This window comes from Streptomyces sp. 3211.6, from assembly GCF_003634815.1.
Taxonomy (GTDB): domain Bacteria; phylum Actinomycetota; class Actinomycetes; order Streptomycetales; family Streptomycetaceae; genus Streptomyces; species Streptomyces katrae_A.
On the sequence record NZ_RBXC01000001.1, the window covers coordinates 1,565,471 to 1,581,961 of the forward strand.

Below are 16,491 nucleotides of genomic sequence, written 5' to 3' on the forward strand. Positions count from 1 at the left end.
GCCTAAGCGCCGCCCACGAGGGGCAGCGGGTCGGAGGGCTCCAGCTCGGGGTCGTCCACCAGGAAGGTGCGGACCCGGCCGGGCGGCGATCCGGGCTGCTCGAAGCGCACGGTGACCCTCCCGACCCCGCTGCCCTGCACCCACCCGGGCCCGTACACCGCGTGCCGTACGTCGCTGCCCGCGGGCCAGTGGCGCACGGCGGCCTGCGCGGGGTCCTCCCCCGGCGCCAGGGCCGTCTCGGCGGCACCCGGAGCCCCCCGGGCACCGGCCGCCCCCGGCCCCCCGTCGTCCTCCTCCGTCTCCCCGGTCCCCTCCGCGGGAGCGGTCTGCGCCTCCTGGGCCGCGGCGCCGAGCGCCTGGGCGAACAGGTCCTCCTGGGTGTAGTCCGCGAGCCCCGTCACGCCGACCCCCAGCAGCCGCACCCCGCCCGTGGTGTCCACGCCCTCCAGCAGCCGCCCGGCCGCCTCCCGCACCACCGCCGGATCGTCCGTGGGCCCGCGCAGGGTCTCGGAGCGGGTCAGGGTGGAGAAGTCGTAGCGGCGCACCTTCAGCACGATGGTCCGCCCCGAGTGCCCCGAGGCCCGCAGCCGGCCCACGCAGCGGTCCGCGAGCCGCTGCACCTCGAAGCGGATGCGGACCCGGTCGTGGATGTCCACGTCGAAGGTGTCCTCCACCGACACCGACTTCGCGTCCCGCTCCGCGACCACCGGCCGGTCGTCCAGGCCCAGCGCCATCCGGTACAGGCCGACCCCGTGCGCCCGGCCCACCATCCGCACCAGCTCGTCCTCACCGGCCTCGGCCAGCTCCCCCACCGTGGTGATCCCGGCCCGGCGCAGGTGCTCCCCGGTGGCCGGCCCCACCCCGGGCAGGGTCCGCACCGACATGGGCGCGAGGAGTTCCCGCTCGGTCCCGGGCTCGATCAGCAGCAGCCCGTCCGGCTTGGCCTCCTCGGAGGCCACCTTGGCCAGCATCTTCGACCCGGCCAGCCCGACCGAGCCGCTGAGCCCCGTCGCGGCGGTGATGTCGGCCCTCAGCCGCTCCCCCGTGGCCCGGGCGCTCGCCGAGTCGAAGGCCCTGCCGCCCGCCTCCAGGTCCACGAAGGCCTCGTCCAGGCTGAGCGGCTCCACCAGCGGCGACAGCTCGCGCAGCAGGCCCATGACGACCTCGCTGACCTCGCGGTAGAGGAGGAAGCGGGGGATCAGGTAGGCGCCGTTGGGGCAGAGCCGGCGGGCCTGGGCCATCGGCATCGCCGAATGCACCCCGAAGCGCCGGGCCTCGTAGGAGGCGGTGGCCACCACCCCGCGGGGGCCGAGCCCGCCCACGATCACGGCCTTCCCGCGCAGGCTGGGCTTCGACGCCTGCTCCACGGAGGCGTAGAAGGCGTCCATGTCCAGATGCAGGATGGTCGGCGCGGTTCTCACAGCACCGATGCTGCCTCATGCCACTGACAACACGGTGATCCGTCGTCGTCGCCCCGGCCGGCGGGCCGTACGCGCCGCGCCGGCGGCCCCGGCGTCAGCCGGCCCGGTTCCGGCGGGCGGCGAGCTCGTCGGCCGGGTTGTGGCCGACCACGGTCTCCCCCGTGTCCACGCGTTCCCCGTGCAGCTGCGACAGCGCGTTCTCGACGTCCCGCCAGACCACGCCCACCGCGATGCCGAAGACCCCCTGGCCGCCCTGGAGCAGGCTCACCACCTGGTCGGGGGAGGTGCACTCGTACACGGTCGCGCCGTCGCTCATCAGCGTCATCCGCTCCAGGTCCGAGAAACCCCGGCCGCGCAGGTGCTGAACGGCGGTGCGGATGTTCTGCAGGGCCACGCCGGTGTCGAGGAAGCGCTTCACGATCTTGAGGACGACGACGTCCCGGAAGCTGTAGAGCCGCTGCGTGCCCGACCCGTAGGCGGGCCGCACGCTGGGCTCCACCAGCCCGGTGCGCGCCCAGTAGTCCAGCTGCCGGTACGTGATCCCCGCGGCGGCGCACGCCGTCGGTCCGCGGTAGCCGACCTGCTCGGGGGCCGGGGAGTCGCTCACCGGTCCGACCGGTTTCGACACCGGCTGACGGTGCGCGGAACCCGCCCCGCCGCCGAGCAGCGCGGACGGTCCACCGTCACTCCGTACGGGGACTCCCCCGGTCGTACCGTCGCCCGTGATCCTCACGCCGACCCTCCGTCCTTGACCTGCCCCCTCGAAGGTAGGCAGTGACCAGGGGTGCGTCAACGATCGCCACACTCGGCACGCCGAGTGATAATCACCCTGAGAGTGGTTTCCCGTACCCCAACGCCGGGAAAGGCTACTCGAATGGGCTGGGGCTTCCCGGTGGGCGATACGGCCCTCGCCGGGACGGCGCCCGGCCCCTACTGCGGGCCCGTGCCGAAGTCCTCGGGAGAGATCTGGTCGAGGAACTCGCGGAACTTCTCCACCTCGTCCTCCTGCTCGTCGGGAATGGCGATTCCGGCGTCGTCCAGCACGCCGTCACTGCCGTAGATCGGCGTTCCCGTCCGCAGGGCGAGCGCTATGGCGTCGGAAGGCCGCGCGCTCACCTCGACGCCACTGGCGAAGACCAGCTCCGCGTAGAAGACGCCCTCCCGCAGATCCGTGATCCGGACCTCGGTCAGCTCCTCGCCCACCGCCTCCAGCACGTCCTTGAACAGGTCGTGCGTCAGCGGCCTGGCAGGGGCCATTCCCTGCTGCGCGAAGGCAATGGCGGTCGCCTCCCCAGGACCGATCCAGATGGGGAGGTACCGGTCGCCTCCCACTTCACGCAGGAGAACGATCGGCTGGTTGGAGGGCATTTCCACCCGGACACCCACAACGTCGAGCTCGTTCACACAGCAACCCTAGGACCTGCCCGGCAGGTTTGGGTAGTCGGGGCCCGCTCGCGGCGCCCCCGTTCAGTGCAGCCGCACCCCGAGGGCGCTCTGCACGAACGCCTCGTGGAGCCGTACGGAGAGCCCTGCGAGCTCCTTCATCGTGGCCTCGGCATGAGCCCTGGTCTGCGGATTGCGGTGGCGTCGCAGCGGGGCGACCACCTGTTCCACCAGACCGGCCTCCCGGTCGGCCGCGGCCTTCATGGCCCGCAGGTGGCGCGGTTCGAGCCCGAACCGGCCGAGATCGGCGATCAAGCGGGCCACGGCCACCGCCCCGGCGTCGAAACCGCCGCCGGCCTCCTCCGAGAGGAGCCCGTAGGACTCCCACTCGGCGAGCTGCGCCTCGTCCACCTCGGCGGCGGCGATCAGCTCCGCCCGCCCGACCCGGGCCGCGGCCGGACGCTCCCCGCCCGCCTCCCCGTACCCGGCACCGCGCGCTTCGCCCGGCACGGACTCCCCGTGCGCGGCGGGGGCCGGGATCCGGATCTGCTCGCCCCGGTCGAGCGCGTCGAGCTGCTCGCGGATGACCTTCAGCGGCAGGTAGTGGTCGCGCTGGAGGCGCAGGATGCGCCCGAGCCGCTCCACGTCGCCGGTACTGAACTTGCGGTATCCGGAAGGCGTGCGCCGGGGCTCGACGAGCCCCTCCGCCTCCAGGAACCGGATCTTCGAGATCGTGACTTCGGGGAACTCGTCACGCAGCATCGTGAGCACCTGGCCGATGCTCACCAGCTGCCCGGACGAGCCGGCGGTGCCGGCGGCGCCCTTCTTCGGGGCACCGCCGGTCGGGGTGCGCAGCATGGGACCTTCCCTCTGGAGGTCCCCCCGGAGGTTGTCCGGGGGTGGGGGTCAGACGCCCCGCAGGCTGGCGTAGAAGACCAGCCGGTACTTGCCGATCTGCACCTCGTCGCCGTTGTGCAGGGCGACCGAGTCGATCGGCTCGCGGTTCACGTACGTGCCGTTGAGGCTGCCGACGTCGGCGACGGTGAAGCCGCCTTCCGGACCCCGGCGGAACTCGACATGCAGCCGGGAGACGGTGACGTCGTCCAGGAAGATGTCGCTCTGCGGGTGCCGGCCCGCCGTGGTCAGCTCGCCGTCGAGCAGGAAACGGCTGCCCGAGTTGGGGCCGCGCCGCACGATGAGCAGGGCGGAACCGGGGGGCAGCGCCTCCACCGCGGCCTGGGCCTCGGGAGAGAGCGAGGGCGAGACGTGCTGTCCGGTCGCCTCGGCCTCGTAGGCCTCGAGGCCCGAGATCGAGATGGTGGACGTGGTCTCCGAGGCTCGCTCGGGCGTCAGGCCCGGGCGCAGCGGCGCACCGCAGTTGGAGCAGAAACGGCTCGCCGCACCGCTGCGGTGCCCGCACCTGCCGCACGTCTGCTCGGCGGACATGGACGGCTCCTCGCGCCGCGGCTGCCCCGCGGAGGCGTTGGTGGCGTACGGGTCGGGGGCGTACCCCCCGCCCGCGGTCGGGGCTGCCGGCTCTCCGAAACCTATGCGCCCCGCAGCCGACGGGTCGGCCCCCGGGCCGGCCACCTCGTCGCGGAAGAGCGGCCGGTCGCCCTGGCCCTCCCCCTCGCCATGGCCCGCACGGTGACGTGCCGTACCGCTTTCCTCGCGGTTCTTCTTGCCGAACAACTTCTCAAACAACTTCACGGGCGATTCCCCTTGACCGAAACAGACCCGCCCGTGGGGCAGGACGAACTCCGCATACACACACCTGCCGACCCGGACATTCTGACAACGTCCGTAACCACCAGACAGTTTCCACCACGCACCGCGACTTCGGTGCGTCGACCCCCCGCAGGCGTCAGCCCGCGTGGGACCGTCCTCGCGCCGCCCCGTCTCACGGCGATGACGACCGAGCGTAGTCAGGCTGCTTCGCAGCCCGCAAGGCATCCACAACGATCTTCGCCGACCGTGTGACGGCGACCGTGGCCTGTTCCTTCTCCATGGTCTGCACGACACCGCCCGGAATGTTGAGCGCCGGCTCCAGATCCTGCGGCTTGCCGATCACCCTGAACTCATAGGGCTGTGTGATCTTCTTACCGTCGATCGCCACCCCGCCGCCCTCGTCCGAGAAGTACGAGCCCGCCACCACGCGCACGCCGTTGATCTGGATCGCCTCGGCCCCGGCCGCCCGCAGTTCCTGGAGGGTGTCCAGGAGCTGGTCCGAGCGCACCTGGCCCTTGGCGTCGGTGATCCTCAGCGTGATGCCGGGGCCCTGTGCGGCCACGGTACCGGCCAGGATGCCCAGTTGGCGCTCCCGCTCCAGCGTCTGCTTGCGTGCCTCCTCGGCCTGGTTGGAGCTGCTCTGCAGCTCCCTGCGCTGGTCGTCCAGCTTCTGCTTCTCGTCCTCCAGCCGTTTGGTCCGCCCGTCCAGCTCGTCGAGGATCCGCACGAGGTCCTCCTGCCGCGCACCGCGCAGCGGCGCGCTGGAGTCGCTGTTGGAGCGCACCTGGATGGCCAGCCCGAGGCCCAGGACGAAGAGCAGCAGCGCGACGATCAGTTGGGCCCGGCTGAACCTCGGCGGCCACAGGCCGGCCGCCAGCCGCTGCCGGCCCGTCTGCTCCGGCTCCGGCTCCGGCACCGGCACCGGGTCCCCCTGCGGGGTGTTGTCCGTGCTCATCGGCCTCACGCCCGGAAGACGTGCCGGCGGATGGCCGCCGCGTTGGAGAAGATCCGGATGCCGAGGACGACGACCACACCGGTCGACAGCTGCGAGCCGACGCCCAGCTTGTCGCCGAGGAAGACGATCAGCGCGGCGACGACCACGTTCGACAGGAACGACACCACGAAGACCTTGTCCACGAAGATCCCGTCCAGCATCGCGCGCAGACCGCCGAACACCGCGTCCAGGGCCGCCACGACGGCGATCGGCAGATAAGGCTCCACCACGGCCGGCACTTCGGGGCGGACGAGAAGTCCGACCACCACTCCCGCCACGAGGCCCAGTACCGCGATCACGACGCACCCTTCTTCGGCTCTTCTGCAGTGGCCGTCCGCACGGTGAGACTCGACGCGGCCGGCAGCTTCACCTCGCCCACCGGGGACAGGGTGTAGCGGATCCCGTAGCTCTCCTGCAGCACGTGCAGGTACTGCCCGTCCACGGAGTCCTGGAACACCGTGCCGAGCCGTTTCCCGTCCCCGATGGCGAGGACCTCGTACGGCGGCACCAGTGGCCTGTTGTCGACCAGTATCGCGTCACCGGCCGCCCGGATCGCCGACAGCGCCGTGAGCCGCTGCCCGTTGATCGAGACGGCTTCCGCGCCGGACTGCCAGAGCCCGTTGACGATCCGCTGCATGTCACGGTCCCGGACCCGTCCGGTGTCGGAGAACCCGGCGCTCTCGCGCGGGCCGCCTCCGCCGCCCGACGAGGACCCCTTGGCATCGTCCACCACAAGCTTGACGCCAGGACCGTGCACCTCGGTTGCACCCGCCAGCAACGCCACCAGCTGGGCCTGCTGCCCGCCCTGCTGCTTCAGCGCCTCGCGCTGACGGTCCGCGACCTCGGTCCGCAGCCGCTCGATGTCCCGCTCCAGGGTGTCCGCCTGCCGGTCGGCCCGCTCCACCCGGTCGATCAGCTCCTGGCGCTCCTTGGCCAGCACCGGCGCCGTCGCCCGCGCCTGTGCCGCACCCAGCGTGACGACCAGCGCGGCGAGCACCAGCCCCGCGGCGAGCGCCAGCTTGGCCCTGAGCGTGCGCGGCAGCCCCGCCGTACCCTCCGCCTCGCGCCGCGCGGAGGCTTCCGCATAGCCCTCGTCGAGGCTGTGGTCCATCACGTGCGTCAGCAGCGACATGGACGCGTCCGGGCGCGCGGGCGGTGTGGCCGAACTCCGGTTGTTGGGCGGCTGCGACATGCCGCACATCGTCGCATGTCGGCGCCGCCCATACCGAATGCGGCCTTCCGGCGGGCCGGGGCGGATGGCTCCCGCACCCGGCCCGCCGTATTCCTGTCCCGCTCCGCACGCGCGTACGGGCGGGATTCCGGTCAGTGCTGGCCGGCTCCGTCCACCACCGCGGCCCACTCGTCCAGCAGGGCCTGTGCGGACGCGTCGTCGGGGCCTTCGGCCCACAGGTGGGTGACGGCCTCCGCCGGGTCCGGCAGGACCAGGGCCCACCGGCCGTCGGCCTCGACCACGCGCACGCCGTCGGTGGTGTCCACCTGCCGCTCCCCGGCCGCTTCCACGACCCGCCGCATCACGAGCCCCTTGGCCGCCCACGGGGTGGGCACGTCCCGCTTGAGGACGTGCGCCCGCGGGATGCGGGAGTCGATCTGGCTGAGCGTGAGCTGCGTGCGCGCGACCAGCCCGATGAGCTGGACGAAGGCCGCCGATCCGTCGAAGACGCTGCTGAACTCCGGGACGATGAACCCGCCCCGGCCGTCGCCGCCGAAGATCGTGGTCTCCTCGCGGCCCACCCGGGTCAGGTCGTCGGGCGAAGTCGTCGTCCACTCCACCTGGGTGCCGTGGTACGCCGCCACCTGCTCGGCGACCCGGGTCGTGGTCACCGGCAGGGCCACCTTGCCGCTGCGCTTCTCGGCCGCCACGAGGTCCAGCAGGACCAGCAGCGCCCGGTCGTCCTCGATGATCCGGCCGCGTTCGTCCACCAGGGAGATCCGCTCGCCGACCGGGTCGAAGCGCACGCCGAAGGCCGCCCGCGCCGAGGCCACGATCTCCCCGAGCCGGACCAGTCCGGCGCGCCGCGACTCGGTGCTCTCGGTGGGCCGGGACTCGTCCAGGCCGGGGTTGATCGTCAGCGCGTCCACCCCGAGCCGCCCGAGGAGGCTGGGCAGGACGAGTCCGGCGCTGCCGTTCGAGGCGTCCACGACCACCTTGAGGCCGGAGTCGGCGATCCCGGTGGTGTCCACCCGCCGCAGCAGCGAGCCCGTGTACGAGTCGAAGACGCTCGAGGGGAACTGCAGGTCGCCGATCTCCCCGGGGAAGGCCCGGCGGTACTCCTGACGTGCGTAGACGCGGTCCAGCTTGCGCTGCTGCGCCTGCGAGAGGTCCGCTCCCCGCTCGTCGAGGAACATGATGTCCACCGAGTCCGGCACACCCGGCGAGGTCCGGATCATGATCCCGCCCGCGGCGCCCCGGGCCGTCTGCTGGCGGGCCACGGGCAGCGGTACGTTCTCCAGGTCGCGCACGTTGATGGCGCTGGCCTGGAGCGCCGAGATCACGGCGCGCTTGAGCGCGCGGGCGCCTCGGGAGTGGTCGCGTGCCGTGGTGACGATCGCCCCCTTCTTGAGGGTCGTCGCGTAGGCGCCGGCGAGTTTCACCACCAGCTCGGGGGTGATCTCCACGTTGAGGATCCCGGAGACGCCGCGCGCACCGAACAGGTGGGCCTGCCCGCGGGACTCCCAGATCACCGAGGTGTTGACGAAGGCGCCGGCCTCGATCGTCTTGAACGGGTAGACGCGGACGTTGCCCTGGACGATCGATTCCTCGCCGACGAGGCACTCGTCACCGATGACCGCGCCGTCCTCGATCCGGGCGGCCCGCATGATGTCGGTGTTCTTGCCGATGACGCAGCCGCGCAGGTTGCTGTGCGGCCCGATGTAGACGTTGTCGTGGACGACGGCCTTGTGCAGGAAGGCCCCGCTCTTGACGACCACGTTCGACCCGATGACGGTGTGCTCGCGGATCTCCGCCCCGGCCTCGACCTTGGCGTAGTCACCGATGTACAGCGGGCCGCGCAGGACGGCGTCCGGGCTCACCTCGGCACCTTCGGCGACCCACACCCCGGGCGAGATCTCGAAGCCGTCCATCTCGACCTGGACCTTGCCTTCGAGGACGTCGGCCTGGGCCTTGACGTAGCTCTCGTGGGTGCCCACGTCCTCCCAGTAGCCCTCGGCGACGTAGCCGTAGATCGGCCGGCCTTCCTTCATCAGCTTCGGGAAGACGTCGCTGGACCAGTCGACCGAGACGTCGGGGTCGACGTAGTCGAAGATCTCCGGCTCCATGACGTAGATGCCGGTGTTGATGGTGTCCGAGAACACCTGCCCCCAGGTCGGCTTCTCGAGGAAGCGCTCGACCTTGCCCTCTTCGTCCACGATGGTGATGCCGAATTCCAGCGGGTTCGGCACCCGGGTGAGGCACACCGTGACCAGTGCGCCCTTCTCCTTGTGGAAGTTGATGAGGTCGGTGAGGTCGAAGTCGGTGAGCGCGTCGCCGGAGATGACCAGGAACGTGTCGTCCTTGAGGGCCTCCTCGGCGTTCTTCACGCTGCCGGCGGTGCCGAGTGGCTTCTCCTCGTTGGCGTAGGTCAGCTCCATTCCGAGCTCCTCGCCGTCACCGAAGTAGTTCTTGACGAGTGACGCCAGGAACTGAACGGTGACCACGGTCTCGCTGAGCCCATGCCGCTTGAGCAGCCTGAGCACGTGCTCCATGATCGGCCGGTTCGCCACCGGCAGGAGCGGCTTGGGCATGCTTGAGGTCATGGGGCGAAGCCGCGTACCTTCGCCACCGGCCATCACGACGGCCTTCATGTCGGAAGAGTCCTCCTAGAGAGATGACGGTCTGGCCGACCTCACCCGTCTCGGACGGATACTCCGCTACTCCTCCGCGTCAGCACCGGCGCCGAGTGAGCTCAATCGGCCGTGGTGTCCGCCTTCACCAGACGGCGGACTTGCACCACGTAAAGGATTCCTGCCCACCAATAGAGCGTTGTACCCCAACCTGCGAACGCCCATCCGAAAACGGACGCCATCCAGGCCAACCACCCCGTACCGTCACTGAGCAGTAGCAAGGGGAAGGCGTACATCAGGTTGAAGGTGGCGGCCTTGCCGAGGAAGTTGACCTGGGGCGGCGGATAGCCGTGCCGGCGCAGGATCCACACCATGACCAGCAGCATTGCCTCACGGGCCAGCAGCGCGGCGGTGAGCCACAGCGGCAGAATCCCCCGGTAGGTGAGCCCGAAGAGCGTGGTCAGGACGTAGAGCCGGTCGGCGGCGGGGTCCAGGAGCCGGCCCAGTTTGCTGATCTGGTTCCAGCGCCGCGCGAGTTTTCCGTCGAGGTAGTCACTGACGCCGCTCAGCATGAGCACGAGCAGTGCCCAACCGTCGTGCTTCGCGAGGATGAGCCAGAGGAACAGCGGCACGCCCACGAGACGGGCCATGCTCAGGATGTTCGGAATGGTGAAAATTCGGTCAGTCTGGACCCGAGTCTCCTGGACCTCCACCCGGGGGCCTCCACTGTGACTGTAGAAATGTCGAATCTATGCTCCCCTGACCCTACAGGAGTCCACGACCGGCCCCGTAAACGCAAGAAAGCCCCGCACCATGACTGGTGCGGGGCTTTCCCACAATGATTGTTCGGCGGCGTCCTACTCTCCCACAGGGTCCCCCCTGCAGTACCATCGGCGCTGAAAGGCTTAGCTTCCGGGTTCGGAATGTAACCGGGCGTTTCCCTAACGCTATGACCACCGAAACACTATGAAGTTGAACTCAAGCCGGCAAGGCGAGTTCGTTACTTCAGAACTAACACAGTGGACGCGAGCAACTGAGGACAAGCCCTCGGCCTATTAGTACCAGTCAGCTCCACCCGTTACCGGGCTTCCACATCTGGCCTATCAACCCAGTCGTCTACTGGGAGCCTTACCCTCTCAAGGAGGTGGGAATACTCATCTTGAAGCAGGCTTCCCGCTTAGATGCTTTCAGCGGTTATCCCTCCCGAACGTAGCCAACCAGCCATGCCCTTGGCAGGACAACTGGCACACCAGAGGTTCGTCCGTCCCGGTCCTCTCGTACTAGGGACAGCCCTTCTCAATATTCCTACGCGCACAGCGGATAGGGACCGAACTGTCTCACGACGTTCTAAACCCAGCTCGCGTACCGCTTTAATGGGCGAACAGCCCAACCCTTGGGACCGACTCCAGCCCCAGGATGCGACGAGCCGACATCGAGGTGCCAAACCATCCCGTCGATATGGACTCTTGGGGAAGATCAGCCTGTTATCCCCGGGGTACCTTTTATCCGTTGAGCGACGGCGCTTCCACAAGCCACCGCCGGATCACTAGTCCCGACTTTCGTCCCTGCTCGACCCGTCGGTCTCACAGTCAAGCTCCCTTGTGCACTTACACTCAACACCTGATTGCCAACCAGGCTGAGGGAACCTTTGGGCGCCTCCGTTACCCTTTGGGAGGCAACCGCCCCAGTTAAACTACCCATCAGACACTGTCCCTGATCCGGATCACGGACCGAGGTTAGACATCCAGCACGACCAGAGTGGTATTTCAACGGCGACTCCACAACCACTGGCGTGGCTGCTTCAAAGTCTCCCACCTATCCTACACAAGCCGAACCGAACACCAATATCAAACTGTAGTAAAGGTCCCGGGGTCTTTCCGTCCTGCTGCGCGAAACGAGCATCTTTACTCGTAGTGCAATTTCACCGGGCCTATGGTTGAGACAGTCGAGAAGTCGTTACGCCATTCGTGCAGGTCGGAACTTACCCGACAAGGAATTTCGCTACCTTAGGATGGTTATAGTTACCACCGCCGTTTACTGGCGCTTAAGTTCTCAGCTTCGCAACCCCGAAAGGTCACTAACCGGTCCCCTTAACGTTCCAGCACCGGGCAGGCGTCAGTCCGTATACATCGCCTTACGGCTTCGCACGGACCTGTGTTTTTAGTAAACAGTCGCTTCTCGCTGGTCTCTGCGGCCACCCCCAGCTCAGAGAGCAAGTCTCATCACCAGGAATGGCCCCCCTTCTCCCGAAGTTACGGGGGCATTTTGCCGAGTTCCTTAACCATAGTTCACCCGAACGCCTCGGTATTCTCTACCTGACCACCTGAGTCGGTTTAGGGTACGGGCCGCCATGAAACTCGCTAGAGGCTTTTCTCGACAGCATAGGATCATCCACTTCACCACAATCGGCTCGGCATCAGGTCTCAGCCTTATATGAGGGACGGATTTGCCTACCCCTCGGCCTACACCCTTACCCCGGGACAACCACCGCCCGGGCTGGACTACCTTCCTGCGTCACCCCATCGCTTACCTACTACCACCTTGGGCCGGCGGCTCCACCACTTTCCTTTCCCCGAAGGGTCCGGAACGGCTTCACGGCCTTAGCATCAGAGGATTCGATATTGGGCGTTTCAAAGCGGGTACCGGAATATCAACCGGTTGTCCATCGACTACGCCTGTCGGCCTCGCCTTAGGTCCCGACTTACCCTGGGCAGATCAGCTTGACCCAGGAACCCTTAGTCAATCGGCGCACACGTTTCTCACGTGTGTATCGCTACTCATGCCTGCATTCTCACTCGTGAACCGTCCACAACTAGCTTCCGCTGCTGCTTCACCCGGCACACGACGCTCCCCTACCCATCACAACACCCGTTGGGGCTTATTGCTGCAATGACACGACTTCGGCGGTACGCTTGAGCCCCGCTACATTGTCGGCGCGGAATCACTTGACCAGTGAGCTATTACGCACTCTTTCAAGGGTGGCTGCTTCTAAGCCAACCTCCTGGTTGTCTCTGCGACTCCACATCCTTTCCCACTTAGCGTACGCTTAGGGGCCTTAGTCGATGCTCTGGGCTGTTTCCCTCTCGACCATGGAGCTTATCCCCCACAGTCTCACTGCCGTGCTCTCACTTACCGGCATTCGGAGTTTGGCTAAGGTCAGTAACCCGGTAGGGCCCATCGCCTATCCAGTGCTCTACCTCCGGCAAGAAACACACGACGCTGCACCTAAATGCATTTCGGGGAGAACCAGCTATCACGGAGTTTGATTGGCCTTTCACCCCTAACCACAGGTCATCCCCCAGGTTTTCAACCCTGGTGGGTTCGGTCCTCCACGAAGTCTTACCTCCGCTTCAACCTGCCCATGGCTAGATCACTCCGCTTCGGGTCTAGAGCGTGCAACTCAATCGCCCTATTCGGACTCGCTTTCGCTACGGCTTCCCCACACGGGTTAACCTCGCTACACACCGCTAACTCGCAGGCTCATTCTTCAAAAGGCACGCAGTCACGAGACGTACAAGTACGTCCGACGCTCCCACGGCTTGTAGGCACACGGTTTCAGGTACTATTTCACTCCGCTCCCGCGGTACTTTTCACCATTCCCTCACGGTACTATCCGCTATCGGTCACCAGGGAATATTTAGGCTTAGCGGGTGGTCCCGCCAGATTCACACGGGATTTCTCGGGCCCCGTGCTACTTGGGAGATGAGCAAGCAAGCCGCTGATGTTTCGTCTACGGGGGTCTTACCCTCTACGCCGGACCTTTCGCATGTCCTTCGACTACATCAACGGTTTCTGACTCGCCCAGCCGCCGGCAGACGACTGAAGCTCATTCCCACAACCCCGCATGCGCAACCCCTGCCGGGTATCACACGCATACGGTTTGGCCTCATCCGGTTTCGCTCGCCACTACTCCCGGAATCACGGTTGTTTTCTCTTCCTGAGGGTACTGAGATGTTTCACTTCCCCTCGTTCCCTCCACATGCCCTATGTGTTCAGGCATGGGTGACAGCCCATGACGACTGCCGGGTTTCCCCATTCGGACACCCCCGGATCAAAGCTCAGTTGGCAGCTCCCCGGGGCCTATCGCGGCCTCTCACGTCCTTCATCGGTTCCTGGTGCCAAGGCATCCACCGTGCGCCCTTAAAAACTTGGCCACAGATGCTCGCGTCCACTGTGTAGTTCTCAAATAACGACCAGCCACCCGTCACACCCTGCCGAAACAGAGCTTTACCGGGGCCGGCACTGAAGACTGACCAGACGGCCGTGCCTTCAGGACCCAACAACGTGCCAAGCACAGTCACTCATCGAATCACGCTTTCCACGCCGAAGCAGTACTCACGACTTCTCAGATCTGACTGTGCCAACTAATCAACGTTCCACCCATGAGCTGACCGTGCAGAACATTTGCCTGCAATCGGTACTGTGCTCCTTAGAAAGGAGGTGATCCAGCCGCACCTTCCGGTACGGCTACCTTGTTACGACTTCGTCCCAATCGCCAGTCCCACCTTCGACAGCTCCCTCCACAAGGGTTGGGCCACCGGCTTCGGGTGTTACCGACTTTCGTGACGTGACGGGCGGTGTGTACAAGGCCCGGGAACGTATTCACCGCAGCAATGCTGATCTGCGATTACTAGCGACTCCGACTTCATGGGGTCGAGTTGCAGACCCCAATCCGAACTGAGACCGGCTTTTTGAGATTCGCTCCACCTCACGGTATCGCAGCTCATTGTACCGGCCATTGTAGCACGTGTGCAGCCCAAGACATAAGGGGCATGATGACTTGACGTCGTCCCCACCTTCCTCCGAGTTGACCCCGGCGGTCTCCTGTGAGTCCCCATCACCCCGAAGGGCATGCTGGCAACACAGGACAAGGGTTGCGCTCGTTGCGGGACTTAACCCAACATCTCACGACACGAGCTGACGACAGCCATGCACCACCTGTATACCGACCACAAGGGGGGCACTATCTCTAATGCTTTCCGGTATATGTCAAGCCTTGGTAAGGTTCTTCGCGTTGCGTCGAATTAAGCCACATGCTCCGCCGCTTGTGCGGGCCCCCGTCAATTCCTTTGAGTTTTAGCCTTGCGGCCGTACTCCCCAGGCGGGGAACTTAATGCGTTAGCTGCGGCACCGACGACGTGGAATGTCGCCAACACCTAGTTCCCAACGTTTACGGCGTGGACTACCAGGGTATCTAATCCTGTTCGCTCCCCACGCTTTCGCTCCTCAGCGTCAGTAATGGCCCAGAGATCCGCCTTCGCCACCGGTGTTCCTCCTGATATCTGCGCATTTCACCGCTACACCAGGAATTCCGATCTCCCCTACCACACTCTAGCTAGCCCGTATCGAATGCAGACCCGAGGTTAAGCCTCGGGCTTTCACATCCGACGTGACAAGCCGCCTACGAGCTCTTTACGCCCAATAATTCCGGACAACGCTTGCGCCCTACGTATTACCGCGGCTGCTGGCACGTAGTTAGCCGGCGCTTCTTCTGCAGGTACCGTCACTTTCGCTTCTTCCCTGCTGAAAGAGGTTTACAACCCGAAGGCCGTCATCCCTCACGCGGCGTCGCTGCATCAGGCTTTCGCCCATTGTGCAATATTCCCCACTGCTGCCTCCCGTAGGAGTCTGGGCCGTGTCTCAGTCCCAGTGTGGCCGGTCGCCCTCTCAGGCCGGCTACCCGTCGTCGCCTTGGTGGGCCGTTACCCCACCAACAAGCTGATAGGCCGCGGGCTCATCCTTCACCGCCGGAGCTTTCCACCACAGGAGATGCCTCCCGCAGTCGTATCCGGTATTAGACCCCGTTTCCAGGGCTTGTCCCAGAGTGAAGGGCAGATTGCCCACGTGTTACTCACCCGTTCGCCACTAATCCCCTCCCGAAGGAGGTTCATCGTTCGACTTGCATGTGTTAAGCACGCCGCCAGCGTTCGTCCTGAGCCAGGATCAAACTCTCCATGAATGTTTACCGGTAATCCGGTGCACACGCACGAAAGAGCGGGCCAGTCACGGTCGGAATAAGACCGACTGACCACAACGTCCTCGCTGTGTTTGTCGCCTGCCAGTGCCCGAAGGCCCGACAGGTCTTTTTCAAAGGAACCTCATCCACCGAAGTGGACGGGGTATCAACTTCTGGCGTTGATTTTTGGCACGCTGTTGAGTTCTCAAGGAACGGACGCTTCCTTTGTACTCACCCTCAGTAACACTTACTGGGGCTTTCCTCCGGGCTTTCGTTCTTGCGATTCAGACTCTATCAGAGTCTTTCTCGCTTGCTTTCCAGGTCCTGCGCTTTCGCGCTTTCCCTTTCCGGCGGTTCCGACTCTATCAGCGCTTTTCCCTCTCTCCGACCACTCACAGCCGTGCCGAAAAGGCATGCCGAAAGAAGTGGGGATCGAGATCGTCACTGCTTGAGGAGGAGTCCCGTCCATCGACTGTTCGCGAGATGTTCACGGAACACGTCTCGGCGGGAGTCACGACAGTACAGGCCCCGTGAGGCGCAGGCAAATCCATTCACGCGTATGGTCTAGTCCACCGGTCTAGTCCACTAGTCTCCGTGTCGAAGGGTCAGCCCGGGTCGGGGACCGGCATCGGGCGAACCCGTACAAGCTGTGCAATATCCTTCACACGAAGCAGCCCCACCCCCTGGGAGGCCCCCATGACCAGCGTGACGTCCCCACTTGCCGGACGCGCCATCGGACTCGCGGCAGTGCCCGACCCGGTGTTCTCCGGCGCGATGGTGGGTCCGGGCACCGCCATCGATCCCGTGCGCGAGCCCGCCGCGGCGGTGTCCCCCGTCGACGGTGTGGTCGTCTCCCTGCACCCGCACGCGTACGTCGTGGTCGACGGTGAGGGCCACGGCGTGCTGACGCACCTCGGGATCGACACCGTCCAGCTCAACGGCGAGGGCTTCGAGCTGCTCGTGAACAAGGGCGACACGGTGGTCCGCGGCCAGGAGGTCATCCGCTGGGACCCGGCCGCCGTCGAGGCCGCCGGCAAGTCCCCCGTGTGCCCTGTCGTGGCGCTGGAGGCCACGGCCGACTCGCTCTCCGGCGTGGTCGAGTCCGGGGACGTCAAGACCGACGACGCCCTCTTCAGCTGGCAGTAAAGGCGTCAAGGCGTCCGCCTGCTCCCACACAGGCGAGTCGGACATCCACCGCGGCGGCTGCG

Annotated in this window: 11 protein-coding genes and 3 rRNA genes; 1 reads left to right on the forward strand and 13 read right to left on the reverse strand. The window is 66.1% G+C overall.

What is annotated here, in order from left to right:
* Positions 1-2: 2 nt before the first annotated feature.
* From BX286_RS07320 to BX286_RS07380, 13 genes are all read right to left on the reverse strand, one after another.
* Positions 3-1,421: a DNA polymerase IV gene (locus BX286_RS07320; protein ID WP_079424808.1), complete on the reverse strand. Its 1,419-nt coding sequence runs from the start codon at positions 1,419-1,421 to the stop codon at positions 3-5.
* A gap of 94 nt (positions 1,422-1,515) precedes the next feature.
* Positions 1,516-2,154: a MerR family transcriptional regulator gene (locus BX286_RS07325; protein WP_079424810.1), complete on the reverse strand. Its 639-nt coding sequence runs from the start codon at positions 2,152-2,154 to the stop codon at positions 1,516-1,518.
* Between the two features lie 197 nt (positions 2,155-2,351).
* Positions 2,352-2,825, reverse strand: a complete 474-nt coding sequence (locus BX286_RS07330; RefSeq protein WP_007262890.1) for a bifunctional nuclease family protein — start codon at positions 2,823-2,825, stop codon at positions 2,352-2,354.
* 63 nt (positions 2,826-2,888) lie between these two features.
* Positions 2,889-3,662 (reverse strand): MerR family transcriptional regulator, encoded by a 774-nt coding sequence (locus tag BX286_RS07335; RefSeq protein WP_187344105.1) that lies wholly within the window; start codon positions 3,660-3,662, stop codon positions 2,889-2,891.
* Positions 3,663-3,710: 48 nt separating this feature from the next.
* Entirely contained in the window at positions 3,711-4,574 is an 864-nt protein-coding gene (locus tag BX286_RS07340; RefSeq protein ID WP_079424811.1) for an FHA domain-containing protein, read from the reverse strand.
* A gap of 130 nt (positions 4,575-4,704) precedes the next feature.
* Entirely contained in the window at positions 4,705-5,487 is a 783-nt protein-coding gene (locus tag BX286_RS07345) for a DUF881 domain-containing protein (protein ID WP_261993379.1), read from the reverse strand.
* Positions 5,488-5,492: 5 nt separating this feature from the next.
* The gene (locus BX286_RS07350; RefSeq protein ID WP_030158423.1) at positions 5,493-5,825 is read right to left on the reverse strand and encodes a small basic family protein; all 333 of its coding nucleotides are present in this window, start codon (positions 5,823-5,825) and stop codon (positions 5,493-5,495) included.
* The gene (locus BX286_RS07355; protein WP_121014753.1) at positions 5,822-6,727 is read right to left on the reverse strand and encodes a DUF881 domain-containing protein; all 906 of its coding nucleotides are present in this window, start codon (positions 6,725-6,727) and stop codon (positions 5,822-5,824) included. Before BX286_RS07355 ends, BX286_RS07350 begins: the two co-directional genes overlap by 4 nt.
* Before the next feature lie 122 nt (positions 6,728-6,849).
* Positions 6,850-9,348 carry a mannose-1-phosphate guanyltransferase gene (locus tag BX286_RS07360; RefSeq protein ID WP_079424817.1) on the reverse strand — a complete coding sequence of 833 codons (2,499 nt, stop codon included), beginning with the start codon at positions 9,346-9,348 and terminating at the stop codon, positions 6,850-6,852.
* Between the two features lie 101 nt (positions 9,349-9,449).
* Entirely contained in the window at positions 9,450-10,040 is a 591-nt protein-coding gene (locus BX286_RS07365) for a CDP-alcohol phosphatidyltransferase family protein (protein WP_079424818.1), read from the reverse strand.
* A 131-nt stretch (positions 10,041-10,171) separates the two neighbouring features.
* Positions 10,172-10,288 (reverse strand): 5S ribosomal RNA (gene rrf, locus BX286_RS07370).
* Between the two features lie 74 nt (positions 10,289-10,362).
* Positions 10,363-13,481: ribosomal RNA gene (locus tag BX286_RS07375) — 23S ribosomal RNA — on the reverse strand.
* A gap of 279 nt (positions 13,482-13,760) precedes the next feature.
* Positions 13,761-15,286, reverse strand: a 16S ribosomal RNA gene (locus BX286_RS07380).
* The 16S, 23S and 5S rRNA genes sit together here, the layout of an rRNA operon.
* 693 nt (positions 15,287-15,979) lie before the next feature.
* On the opposite strand from BX286_RS07380, the gene BX286_RS07390 reads away from it, so the two are divergent.
* Positions 15,980-16,429, forward strand: a complete 450-nt coding sequence (locus BX286_RS07390) for a PTS glucose transporter subunit IIA (RefSeq protein ID WP_079424820.1) — start codon at positions 15,980-15,982, stop codon at positions 16,427-16,429.
* Positions 16,430-16,491 lie beyond the last annotated feature (62 nt).

What these genes read in the sequence shown, in the direction of transcription:
- BX286_RS07335 (WP_187344105.1), bottom strand. Translation starts at nt 3,662, where the DNA reads ATGCTGCGCACCCCGACCGGCGGTGCCCCGAAGAAGGGCGCCGCCGGC.
- BX286_RS07345 (WP_261993379.1), bottom strand. Translation starts at nt 5,487, where the DNA reads ATGAGCACGGACAACACCCCGCAGGGGGACCCGGTGCCGGTGCCGGAG.
- BX286_RS07355 (WP_121014753.1), bottom strand. Translation starts at nt 6,727, where the DNA reads ATGTGCGGCATGTCGCAGCCGCCCAACAACCGGAGTTCGGCCACACCG.
- BX286_RS07360 (WP_079424817.1), bottom strand. Translation starts at nt 9,348, where the DNA reads ATGAAGGCCGTCGTGATGGCCGGTGGCGAAGGTACGCGGCTTCGCCCC.
- BX286_RS07390 (WP_079424820.1), top strand. Translation starts at nt 15,980, where the DNA reads ATGACCAGCGTGACGTCCCCACTTGCCGGACGCGCCATCGGACTCGCG.